Below are 11,348 nucleotides of genomic sequence, written 5' to 3'. Positions count from 1 at the left end.
AGGCCCTTCAGGGGGAACGTCTCCCGGCGCACACCAAGATCGTCGTCGGGATGTCAAAGATCTTCGCCGCCTTGGCAAGGCCGACGACGTTGTTCTTGAGCGTCTGGCGGTCGATCGACTGGACGCCGAAGGCCATCTGAGGCTGCTGATCGATGAAGATGAGCTGGCTGTTTGCCGGGAGGGGCGGCTTCACGTCTTGATCCTGACGCCGCTCGTTTGACGTAGCTTCGCGCAAACCATGGTAAGTCGTGATGTTAGGAGCCACCCATCCGTCTGTCCCATCCATCGTAAGGAGGCGGTGGGACGGTCAAATTCAAAACGCTCATCCCTGGTTCAGATTCCTTGTCGTTACTGATGATCAGGCGGGTTTGACCCGGGAGCTCAAGGCCATCAGCGAAGGTCTCGGCCACCATTGCATGGGTGTCGCCCGAACTTCGCATGAGGTCCGGAATATGGTGGGTGAGGCCGAATTGGTGTTCATCGATGTTGACCTCAAAAATACAGCGGTAGCGGATGGCTTGTTGAGCGCGGTAGCATCCGCTGACGTGACCGTCTTGTTCCTGACAAGAGGGGCGAAAACGCCGCCACAGCTATCACGCCCCGTCCTAGAATTAGAACTGATCCAAGCTTTTCAATACACAGCGGATCCGCGATCTGGAGCCAAAGGCGGGCTGTCTCCACAACTCTAAACCTCGCTTAGCCGAACATCCACTAACCTTCCTAGGCTGCGGTACTCGTGATTCAAGCGTAAAGCGCACAATACATAAAGGACTGAGACCATGAAAACCGTTGCTTTGGCTCTGATCGCCACATCACTATCGATAGGAGCAGCTAATGCTGACCCGGTGTTCTCGGGTGAAAACCCTCACAGCCTTGTAGCTTCCATAAAAATTGGAAGCGTCAACCAAGCGTTCCGTGCGCGGAAAGTCGGAGATGTCAAACCGATCCCGATCGCGATCGAGGGTCCTTTGGTCATGAAAATTTCCGACTTCTAAAGAATGTGATGGTTTAGCAGGAGCTTCCTGCGTCCAAGTCACATGATCAACCCTAATCCGCATCGCTCGTATTGACCTAATGTATACTAGACCCGCAATCCCGGCCTGCTATCATCGTCTCTGTGAGTGCCACCTGACGGCGTCTCTGCCATGATCTGAGTGTCCACGGGCGGGGTAAATCATCTTATGCCGTGCAACAAGGTAGCCCCGGGGTGAAAGACAGATGTTAGCAGTCGTAGACGACGATCCCTTTGTGAGAGACGCTCTCAAAAATCTCCTTCTTTCAGTTGATTATGAAGTTGAGACTTTCGAGTCGGCTGAAGCGTATCTGAGCGCGGAGAATGCTGAGGAATACTCTTGCATCATAGCGGATGTCAGAATGGACGGAATGACCGGCATCGACATGCAGGACCAACTCCGGTCCCAAGATGTCTATACGCCAATCATCTTCCTAACTGCTTACTGTGACGAAGCCACACGCGAACGAGCAATGGCAGGCGGCGCGTTCTCATTCGTATGCAAGCCGTTCGACGAAGATGAGCTTCTAGGATTGCTGGGAGCGGTCGCGTCTAAGCACTGATAGTCCCTAGCGCATTTTGCTGGCCTTAATGTCGAGGCACGCGGCCATTCCGACCAAATCTGCTATCGAACGTGCTCCCATCTTCTCCATCACACGGCGTTTGTGCACTTTTGCCGTAACTTCAGTGGTGCCTAGTTCACCGGCGATCTGCTTGTTCATGAGTCCACCGATCGCTAGTTGAAGCACCTCGCGTTCCCGTGCGGTTAGTAGCTCGTACCGTCGGCGGAGATCGGCCGATAGTGCTCTTCCTTCTGCGGCAGCATGGTCCTTTTCGAGCGCATCCTTGACGGCCTGTAGCAGGGCCTCATCTTCAAAAGGTTTTGCCAGAAACTCGACTGCTCCCGCCCGCATAGCTTTCACTGTCATCGGGATAGTAGCGTGGCCCGTCATGAAGATGATCGGTAGCTCCTCGCCGCGCGTCCCCAGCTCCTGCTGAACATCAAGACCATCCGTGTCAGGCAGGTTCACGTCTAATAGCAGACAACTTGCTACCAAGCCCGGTTGATGGTCGAGAAACTCACGTGCAGTTGCAAAACTTTGGCTGCGGAGACCCTCAGAGGCAAGCAATCTCTCAAGGCTATCCCGTACCGAGGGTTCATCATCGACAATATACACTATTGGGGACGCGTCGGATTCTGCTTGTTCCATCTTGTTGTCCATTCGCTTAGCCGTCATTTCGGATGCTTGTGGCAGGAAGCTCCACTTCGAAGATGGTCCCATAGGGGGTTCTTGAATGAGCTTTGATAGTTCCGTCGTGTGCTTCTACGATGGACCTGCAGATTGCGAGCCCCATGCCCATGCCCGTTGCCTTGGTTGTGTAAAACGGGTCGAAAAGTTTGGCCGCCGTCTCACTCTCGATTCCTGTTCCTGTATCTTCTACCGTGAACTTCAACGTTCCGGCCTCAGCCCGTCCTTGAACCAGAACCATCCGCGGCCGTCCTTCGATAACTTCGACAGCTTCAAGAGCATTCATGATTAGATTGTGAAACAGCTGTTCGATCTGGGTCTGTTCGCATTTCACCACAAATGGCCCAGCCTCGATCTCGCTTCGTAGAACGATGTTGTGCAAGACAGCATTCGGTTTCATCACATCTACAACGCGATGCACAATTGTCGAAAGGTCTGCGGGACGCTGTTGCGAGGGTCTCGACTCGTCAAGCGCTTGAAGTCCCCGGATGACCTCACCTGCACGTTGGCTGTCTTGGATTATGGCATGAAGGCTCGCCCGAAGCTGGCCGAAATTAGGAACCTCGCGATTTAACCACCGTTGGCTCGCGCTAGCGTTTGCCGAGATTGACGTTAGCGGCTGATTAATCTCATGAGCTATGGAGGCGGCAAGCTCTCCCATGGTGGTGAGGCGCGCGGCTTGATCAACTTCAAGCTGCAATCGCCTCAGATCCTCTTCGTTTTGCTTTAGGTCGGTAACGTCCATGAGCGTGCCATGATACCAGGTGTCAACGTCAGGTCGTCCTTGGATAAGGAAGTGCCGTAGTTCGCCATTAGGCTTGTAGTAGCGCCCCTCCCACCGGAATGGCTTTGCGCTATCCACGGCCTCCTTGGAAATCCTAAACCATACGGGCTTATCTTCCGGGTGTGCTCCCAAAAGGAACTTCTGGTAATCCGGTTCGTCTGAATGAGGATCGTAACCTAATAGAAAATACAGATTGCGGGACCAGTGATCCTTCCCGGTGACGTAGTTCCACCGCAGTGTCGCAGTCCCACTTATTTCCTGCGTAATATCGATGTCTTCCTTCAGACGAGTGAGGGTCCTCTTCATGTTGTCGGCTTGGATCTGAGCCGCACGCATGGCGTCTACGGTGTGAACCTTACCAACTGCCGCAGCCAACTGAAGCGCTACGATATGAAGCTGTTCGCGTATTTCGTCATCAGTCGGGTCTGCCATCAACAGACCGATGAGGCGACCACTCGCATCCATAAGTTCAAACGTTTGGTCTGATGCACATGGTTTACAGGAGGGGGTTGGTGGAAGATGGGAGCGAGCTACGAACCCACCTTCAATAAGTTGGTGTACTGTCCGAAATCCATCTTCCCCAATGAGGATAAGCGTTGCCTCAGGGCATCCCAACTCTCTGCAGGCCGCCAGTCCCACCTCTACGATTCTAACGAGTGACTGCGCGTCCAGCAGCAACGCAGATGCCTTGACGGCCGGGATCGACAGAACGGCACTCGGTGCGTCAAGCTCAGTGGTTGACATCATCAATGGACGAGTTCCACTTCCGGCTTTTCGATAACGGAATTACTGGGAGTGAACTCTATTGGCAACGTAATCTTCAGGCTCGTTCCCGCATCATTCACATCTAATGTCAGAACGCCCCCGTGAGCCTCAATGATCGATCTGTATAAGTTGATACTCAGGCCCTGCGCTGTGATATCGGCGGCTGCCGTCGAATTCTGTTTCGCTTCCAGGAGATCTTTCCGGAGGTTTACGCCATTGTACCCGATGACTATCGTCACCTGATCATGTTGCTTCTTCGTCGCCAGCATTATCAGCTTTTCGCGCTTCGCAGAATTGTCGACCCAGGCGCTGATCATGAGTGCGAGGACAATCTGTTGGATTTGGATCCGGTCGGCATTGATATAAGCATCGTCTGCCGACAATTCGCTCCTCATTCGCGTCCCCTGTAGGGCGATCTCGTTCGAGATCAGAGGCAAAACTTCCTCAATGGCCTCATCCAGCCGCATACGCTCGAAGCGAGGCTCTGATTTACGTGCTAAGCCCTGCAGACCTTTAATAACATTGCTAGCGCGTTTTGCTTCTGAGGCTATTGCAGTAAGACCTTCCCTCACGCGCTCACCGTTGATCGTTTCCTTATCCAGCCACCTTAGGGTTGCTCCGGCATTGGCGACCATGGACGTAAGTGGCTGATTGAGCTCATGAGCGATGGAGGCACCGAGTTGCCCCACCGTCATGAGACGCGACATTCGCGTAAGCTCCATATGCGCGACGCTTACCGCCCGCTCCATCTCGTGACGGTCAGTTAGGTCGATGAACATTCCGGACCACAAAGGTAGCCCGTGCCCCTCTGGCCTAGCTACCGAAAGGATATATCTGAGCGAGCCGTCGGGCCTTACAATACGATAGCGCAGGTTGCAGACTGCTGAGGTTTTCAATGCCTCGGCAGTCCGTTGTCGGAATTGCGGAAGGTCGTCAGGATGTATACGGCTCATCAGAAGCTCGAAGGAAGGACGGTCTCGCTCTTTGTCGAAACCAAAGACGCCGTAAACCTCGTCCGACCACTCTTCGCGGCCTTCGCCGCTGCTATCCCAGCGAAACGTTCCGCTTTTGCTGATTTCTTGCGAGACGGAGATGTCCGTCTTTATCTTCGATATGTCAGTCAACGTGTCGCTAGAGGCCTTCTGCAGCTCCTTTAAGCGCAATAGGGTCCTTATGCGAGAACGATTGAGGGCTAGAGATGCTGAGATCGCGGCGGAAAGACTTGCTAGAATGGGATCCACATTCAGGCCAGTGGCCTCGAAGTACATGACCCCATCACGCGACTGCGGACCAATCGAGATGCAGGTTGCTGTCGTTGGGCAGGTTCGATCACAAAGGGGAGACGAAGACATTGCCATCCCCAACTCGACCTTCTTAAGCTCTTCCATGAAAAGTGCCATGGCAGAGGGAGGGATTCGGGACGACACCGCGAATACACTGCCATTCTCTGAGGGGATAAACCGTACTGAACTGACCATGGGATGCTGTCGGATTGCGTCGAGCGCAATCTGGTTTGCGGCCTCTAGATCAATCTGAATATTGATCGCGGCGCAGACCTCCGAAACCCAGCGACGGGTGTGCGACCTTGAACTCCAATTCGCCGACATAACGTCCCCTAATATTATGTCGCGGCTCCGCGGCCCTTCCGGCTGCAGAGACTCCCGATTTTATACCTCCCGCACGTGACTTTATCAGGCTTGCCTCGACGGGCAATATATCAATAGTAAATTTTTGACACTGTGAGCACAATTTTCACATTTTCCAGCGCCAGCGATCACTTGCAGCAGCCCGGAGATGCATCAGAGACGCTCGTGAGGTGGATGAAGTGCCGTGCAACCTGCTTGAGAAATGAAGGAAGACGTCATGGACCGATCACATGTGACCACAAGGAGGCTCGATGGATCAACCCGCCAAGAAGCCGTGCTAATCGTTGACGATGATGCATCCATGCTCAGGAGCGTCCATAACCCCCTAACGTCTGCTGGCTATGAGGCCCAGGCACACCAAAAGCCGGAGGGGTCTCTTCAATATCCAGACTTTGAAGCAGCATGATGCATCGTGCTCGACGTGAGCATGCCTTTGCTCGATGGCTTTGATGTGCAAAGAGAATTGAAACGCCTTGGACTGAAGCTCCCCGTTATATTGATGTCAGGGGTGCCGAGTCAGGTGGCGAAAGTGCGCGCTGAAACTGCGGACGTCCTTGCTGATTTTAGCAAGCCCTTTGATGAGGATGAGTTTCTTTTCACGATCAAGGGCGATCAGAAGTAAGCTCTTAAATATGGTTCGTTTTCGTCGTGTCGCTTAAAAAAGCACGAATGTCGGCACTTGAGAGGCAAAGCGCGACGATGAACACCAGTGGGAAGGTTCTCGTTGTGGATGACGATCCTCCGCTCTTGAAAAGCGCAGGCGACGGGAGGCACCTGCGCTTTGGGTGATCGGGCTATCGGCGAAACCTGGTATCGAGACTGAAGCCGCCGGCGCCAAAGGCTGCAATCTGAAGCAGGCCACCGGTCATCGCGACGTTCTTGAAAAAGTGGATGAATTGATTGAGGTCGGATAGCTGCGAGTGGAAGACCAAGGCAGTCACCAAGCTGAACCCTGCAAGCCCGATTGCTACAAGGCGCGTTTTAAAGCCTACCAAGAGGGCAATAGCGCCGAGAACCTCGGTAGCGACTGCGCCTGCAAAAGCCAGCGTAGGTAGCGGCAGCCCCACCATCTCAATATAAGCAATCGTTCCTGCAGGATCGCTGATCTTGCTCAGGCCAGAAAGGATGAAGATCAGGCTCATCAGGACCCGGGCAGATAGCGCCAAGGTGTCTTGGGCAACCTCAGTCCTTGGTGATGTAGTTTCTTTGGCTTCAATAGTGTTCAACATGGTCATTTTCAATCTCTCCTTAAGAAGCTTGATTGCCTCAGTGAGTAGAAGATGGCAGAGCACACCTCGGTGTTAAAGCTGGATAATCTAGCCCATTATGTTCCATTAAATCGAACATAATGGGCCAAGCGGTGCCTGGAGATCAGCTTCTGTTAAGCGGTTTTTGAAGCGTTGAGCAGCTGAAGCTCCCAAGCCAAGCCTGTCGCAGTCGCACCGCCGTGCTGTAGTATGATGTCTGCTGTTTTCGCTGCGTCGGCCTCACGAGCCCAGTCACGCTGGAGCTCCGACAAGAAAACAATCGTAGTCAGAGGAACCGCCCCTGCTTGGATCATCCGCTGAATACCCATTTCATGAGCTTCGATGCTGGTGCCGCCCGATGCGTCTGTTATGAAATACACGTCATAGTCGTCCTCAAGGGCATGGATGACGGGGAATGCCAGGCAGACTTCGGTCCATAGAGCAGCGAATACGAGCTTCCTGCGGCCTGTCTTGCGAGCCCAGTCGACGCAACGTGAGTCCTCCCAGGTGTTGATGAACGTGCGGTCGATTGGGACCTGCTCAGGGAACACATCAGTCAAGGACTTGAAGATGTCTCCGCCACGATCTTTCAGAACACTGGTGAGTAGCGTCGGGACGTTGAAAGCCTTTGCAGTCTTCCCAAGTGCCACCACGTTGTTGAGCATCAGGTTGACGTCAGTGTTCTTGAGGCCATTTGCCTGAAATGGCTGGTGATCAATGAGGATGAGTGCGCAATTGTCTGGCGTGAGCATTGAGTCGAGGCCAGTTTTTTTGAAGGTCATGATAGTCTCCGAGTGCTGATGTCCTGCAAGCAGGCGTGAGGGGTCATATGCCCGCTGCGCGGGTCGTTGCTTTAGTTCAAGGTCAGATCGTAGTACTCACATCTGATGCTGCTATCAAAAGTGGTTTTGGCCTCAAATTCTGAGAGCTTCAACGATGATGAGTATGCATTTTGGTTTGCTGATTAAATAGTTGTACAAGAGGATATTGTCCCTTTGGACACCGAGATTAGGAAAAGCGTCCAAAGAATACTTTCGTTGGTTTCAATTGATGGAGGGCAATCGATTTTGAGATGCGCGGGATTTGGATTTAGGTGCCTTACTCCATCAGCGGGTTGCCTGAATCCGATCGAGCATCGGAGCAGGGCAACCAGGCCGTGGAGAGCTTGTGGCAGGCAGAAGCGTTACTGCTTGCTCCGGCTTCCAGTGCCGCGAAGTTGCCTCTTCAATGCTGAGCCGGCCGCCAGAGACTTCTGAGGCGTTTTTAAAAGGCACGAAGGTCTTGCAGCGCGGTCGAAGAAGATCTCGTCCACGTCGAGCTCCGCATGCGCTTCCTTACTCCAGTCGGTCGTCGGGAGAGCAAGCAGTCGAGCGCTCGGCACGACGATCGAAGGAATTGCAAGAAAGGCTAGTCCAACGTCAGCTAGGGTCGCACTCCGTTGGTCGCTAGGACTCTGGATGAAGTAAGGCCAAAACGTCGATTGTGGCTCAATTCGGCTCAGACTGCCGGACGCAGGTGATGACTGAGCGTCAGCCCCTCCGCGGCGTCATCTAGGCCTGAGCGGGGGATCTGGAAGCTCCTCCGGTGTTGGAAGATGCTGCACCAGATCCCATCTGCTCTAACTTATCTATCAGTAACTCGCCCACCTTGTTTGCGACCTGATGAGCGGTGTCTTCAATGAACTGCAGCAGTGTTAGTTCGGGCGGGAAGCCCCTCCGTAGTAATCTGCCGGATTTATATTTGGTCGTGCCGTGGGCACAGGGACGTCGATCCGCATTTCGACAATGGCACCAGTGCTGAGACCGTCAAGGTTCTTTGTCTCTTTCTGGATTCCCTTGTAACATTCGCCTTCTGCATGCGCGGCTGTCCCCGTAAGGAGCAGCGCAACAACAGCGGTAGCATTTAGAAACTTGATCATCTTTTGGGTCCTTCGAGTAGCCGACCTCGCTTCATGTGTTGGCGGTTGTCTACCTGCTTCTGTCGGCTTAGATCGGTAGATTCCCAAGTCGAATAAAGTCGGCACTCTGCCGCCTCGGTTATCTCAAATCGTGAACGTAATACTCTCTCTTGGGGGCACCGTTGGTCAGCTGCTGACTGCCCAACGGTGCGACGAACAGCACCTGGTGTCGCTCCAAACACGCTGCGGGAAGTCCGCGTTAGATGCGCTTGGTCGAACATTCCACATTCTACGGCTATCTGGCTCAGGGGCTGCCTGTTGTCTGATAGGAGCATGTGCGCCCGCATCATTCGTTGTCTTGAGATGAACTGCGACGGAGACATGCCAAAGGAGCGTTTGAACCCGCGGCCAAAGTGGCTCGCACTGAGGCGACACTTACTAGCAAGCTCGTTTAGCTTTATCTGACGATGAAGATTGCCTTCAATGAAAGCCAGGACTTTGGTCGACTGCCAGTGAGCGAGGCCGCCCGGATGTTGACCCTGGAGAGTCGGGGTGGATTTAACAGCTAACTCATCGCCTTGAGCTTTAGACCCGGGGTCCGCCGCGATAGAGGCGGGATGCAACCACGGTCTTGTTGTGTCTGGCATGCCGTGCATTGGAACCTCCAGTCTTGACGATTGAGAAATCAGCCAAATGGTTCCAGCTAGCAATTGTCTCTTCAGATATTGTCTGTTGAGGCAATATACCTTCGGATAGCGGCGCTTCATCAGCGCTGGAAACACATCTCGGCCGCCCGAGGACGGCCGAGATGGGTGGGGCAGGGACCGCTTTAGTTGGCGCGGGATACACCGTCGTAGTAGTCGCCGGAGTCATTAATCTTGCGATCGTCGCGTGACGTCTTCTTGAACGCGTAAGCGACTTCAACGCTTCCCGTCGTGGTCATGTCGACCTGGGCAGAACGGTTCTTCGAAGCGCCCTGGTAGTAGTCGCCTTCAGCATGAGCTGCACCAGCGATGAGGGTGACGGCGAGGAAGGCGATGTTGAGGGTCTTGGTCATTGTCTTGTTCCTTTTGGTTTGACCCGCGATCCTCGTTTGCGACCGGATCTGCGGTGTCTTGAATGAGCTGCGGTGGATCGTTCGGGCTGGGATGTCGTGATTAGTTCGGACGAACGGCGCCTTCGTAGAAGTCACCGGAGTTGACGGTGGCAGCCTTCTGTGGGCGCAGAGCATTCTCGCCGGGAACTACCAATCCAGCCTCCTGGTCGCGGAGCGTTTCGCGGAACCGGCCTACCGAACTAGGGAAGTCCCTCACATACAGACTGCTGATCACATGCTCGCGCTGTCCCGTCATTTTCTCGGAGATCAGGATGCCGCGCTGGAACTCCTCAACAAGGTGATTTCGGGCGACCAGAGCGCGGAGCAGACGAACCACACCAACCATGCTCAGGTCGACGGGAAGACCGCGGTTCTTTCGCTGCTGATGAGAATTTTGTGGCTGAAGGGCGACCGGGACACGGCAATGCAGATCGCATCCGAGTGTGCGGACCATGTCCGCGAACTGAAGCATGACCTGACGACCAGCTATGGTCTGGCGATCGGATGCATTCCCATTGCTTTCTGGGCGGGGCGGCTGGACCTGGCACGGCACTGGACCGAGATTCTGTCGTCCACGACCGCGCGCCGGGGACTGCGGCACTGGCACAGATGGGCGTCCGGCTTTGAGGGAATGCTGGGAAGGTGGACGAAGCTCCCGCAGGATACCAGCGCGATGCAGTTGGAGACCTTCGCGATGATGGGCGCGCCAGTCGACATGGGCTGGATCAGAGAGCGCCTGAAGTCCGAACCGACAACCTGGTGCAGTTCCAAACGGGCGCGCATAACCAATGCAGAACCGCTGTCCTCGCTCGATGAGGAAGGCTCAGCCAGGCTGGCCTGACACTCCACTCCTCGGCGCGGCTTCAGAAGACCTCCGGTGTTCATTCGAGTGCCGGCGCCATGGCCACTGACCATCTATCTCCGCTTCCAGCGAAAAGCTCAGGAAGGTTCTGATCAGGACGATCAAACCGAGGAGACCGACGCTGTCCCACGTTAGAGGGGATGTAATGGTCGCAATGATGTCCGCAACCAATCAGGATCTCCAGACCCAGTAGGATCCCGCGGCCAAGGTTGGCACGGTAGCCGTCGTAGGCGGCGGACCGGGAACTGGTCGCGAGGTCGCGAAGATAGCCGAGAGTGGCGACCACAACGCCGATCACGATCACGCCGATCCGGAAGAACTTGATGCCCATTGCGAGAGGTCTTAGGGCCGGTGTGATGAGGCCGGCGAGGCTTCCTGCTTCAGTTGGAACGTCCATTTGGGACTCTCTTTTTCTCATGGACAGGATCGATAAGTAATCTTTGGCTGCAAAGATCGACGGGGAGCCTGCAGCAGCTTCGGATCTACGAGCTCTCCTGTCGGCTCTCTGCGGTAGTCTCCGATGAATGCGTAGCCTCCTCCTGGCACGTTGGAGTTGAATTTCGGATCATTTCCAACATCTCCCAGAGCCTTAAGAAGCGTCGTTGACCCGAAGGTTGGTCTCGTCCACGAAAGTGCTGGGCCAGACATGGCGGATGATCTGGTCATTGAAACACGCCTGCCCACGCGGCTCAGCAGGGAAGCCAGAACATCAAGCGCGCGGCCCCCGGCTGCAACGGGACTGCCATCTCGGGTTGGTGTGCGCCGGGAGACGTTCCCCCTGAAGGGCCC

General features: G+C 54.6%; 12 protein-coding genes and 2 pseudogenes. 4 read left to right on the top strand and 10 right to left on the bottom strand.

The window, feature by feature from the left end; genetic code table 11:
* Nucleotides 1–37: 37 nt before the first annotated feature.
* A pseudogene (locus LXM96_RS21280) lies at nt 38–193 on the bottom strand (hydrolase); the annotation flags it as partial.
* 586 nt (nt 194–779) lie between these two features.
* Here LXM96_RS21280 and LXM96_RS21275 point away from each other — a divergent pair.
* On the top strand, nt 780–995 hold the full coding sequence (locus LXM96_RS21275; RefSeq protein ID WP_240000557.1) for a hypothetical protein: 216 nt from the start codon (nt 780–782) through the stop codon (nt 993–995).
* Between the two features lie 223 nt (nt 996–1,218).
* Complete coding sequence (locus LXM96_RS21270) at nt 1,219–1,575, top strand: response regulator transcription factor (RefSeq protein ID WP_240000556.1); 357 nt, start codon at nt 1,219–1,221, stop codon at nt 1,573–1,575.
* Nucleotides 1,576–1,581: 6 nt separating this feature from the next.
* Here LXM96_RS21270 and LXM96_RS21265 read toward each other — a convergent pair whose 3' ends face one another.
* Genes LXM96_RS21265 through LXM96_RS21255 form a run of 3 tightly spaced genes read right to left on the bottom strand, consistent with a single transcriptional unit; the run spans nt 1,582 to nt 5,418 of the window.
* Complete coding sequence (locus LXM96_RS21265) at nt 1,582–2,235, bottom strand: response regulator transcription factor (RefSeq protein ID WP_240000555.1); 654 nt, start codon at nt 2,233–2,235, stop codon at nt 1,582–1,584.
* A gap of 4 nt (nt 2,236–2,239) precedes the next feature.
* Nucleotides 2,240–3,793: a sensor histidine kinase gene (locus tag LXM96_RS21260; protein WP_240000559.1), complete on the bottom strand. Its 1,554-nt coding sequence runs from the start codon at nt 3,791–3,793 to the stop codon at nt 2,240–2,242.
* Complete coding sequence (locus LXM96_RS21255; RefSeq protein WP_240000554.1) at nt 3,793–5,418, bottom strand: PAS domain-containing protein; 1,626 nt, start codon at nt 5,416–5,418, stop codon at nt 3,793–3,795. The genes LXM96_RS21260 and LXM96_RS21255 overlap by 1 nt, the downstream gene beginning before the upstream one ends.
* Before the next feature lie 451 nt (nt 5,419–5,869).
* Between LXM96_RS21255 and LXM96_RS21250 the strand changes: the two genes are divergently transcribed.
* On the top strand, nt 5,870–6,079 hold the full coding sequence (locus LXM96_RS21250; protein ID WP_240000553.1) for a response regulator: 210 nt from the start codon (nt 5,870–5,872) through the stop codon (nt 6,077–6,079).
* 172 nt (nt 6,080–6,251) lie between these two features.
* Here the strand turns inward: LXM96_RS21250 and LXM96_RS21245 are convergent, their stop codons facing one another.
* The 4 genes from LXM96_RS21245 to LXM96_RS21235 form a co-directional block, all read right to left on the bottom strand.
* Nucleotides 6,252–6,692: a DoxX family protein gene (locus LXM96_RS21245; protein ID WP_262913797.1), complete on the bottom strand. Its 441-nt coding sequence runs from the start codon at nt 6,690–6,692 to the stop codon at nt 6,252–6,254.
* A 146-nt stretch (nt 6,693–6,838) separates the two neighbouring features.
* Nucleotides 6,839–7,486, bottom strand: coding sequence for an isochorismatase family protein (locus tag LXM96_RS21240; RefSeq protein WP_240000552.1), 648 nt, complete (start codon nt 7,484–7,486; stop codon nt 6,839–6,841).
* 1,132 nt (nt 7,487–8,618) lie between these two features.
* Nucleotides 8,619–9,248 (bottom strand): helix-turn-helix transcriptional regulator, encoded by a 630-nt coding sequence (locus LXM96_RS21980; protein ID WP_394802016.1) that lies wholly within the window; start codon nt 9,246–9,248, stop codon nt 8,619–8,621.
* A gap of 182 nt (nt 9,249–9,430) precedes the next feature.
* On the bottom strand, nt 9,431–9,658 hold the full coding sequence (locus tag LXM96_RS21235) for a hypothetical protein (protein ID WP_240000551.1): 228 nt from the start codon (nt 9,656–9,658) through the stop codon (nt 9,431–9,433).
* 274 nt (nt 9,659–9,932) lie between these two features.
* Between LXM96_RS21235 and LXM96_RS21230 the strand changes: the two genes are divergently transcribed.
* The gene (locus LXM96_RS21230) at nt 9,933–10,538 is read left to right on the top strand and encodes a hypothetical protein (RefSeq protein WP_240000550.1); all 606 of its coding nucleotides are present in this window, start codon (nt 9,933–9,935) and stop codon (nt 10,536–10,538) included.
* Here the strand turns inward: LXM96_RS21230 and LXM96_RS21975 are convergent.
* Entirely contained in the window at nt 10,521–10,730 is a 210-nt protein-coding gene (locus LXM96_RS21975; RefSeq protein WP_394802015.1) for a DUF1622 domain-containing protein, read from the bottom strand. The genes LXM96_RS21230 and LXM96_RS21975 overlap by 18 nt on opposite strands.
* Before the next feature lie 58 nt (nt 10,731–10,788).
* Nucleotides 10,789–10,890: pseudogene (locus LXM96_RS21970) on the bottom strand (DUF1622 domain-containing protein); the annotation flags it as partial.
* Between the last annotated feature and the right edge of the window lie 458 nt (nt 10,891–11,348).

This window comes from Rhizobium halophilum, from assembly GCF_021648825.1.
GTDB lineage: Bacteria > Pseudomonadota > Alphaproteobacteria > Rhizobiales > Rhizobiaceae > Neorhizobium > Neorhizobium halophilum.
This window is presented reverse-complemented; position numbering and strand designations above follow the sequence as displayed.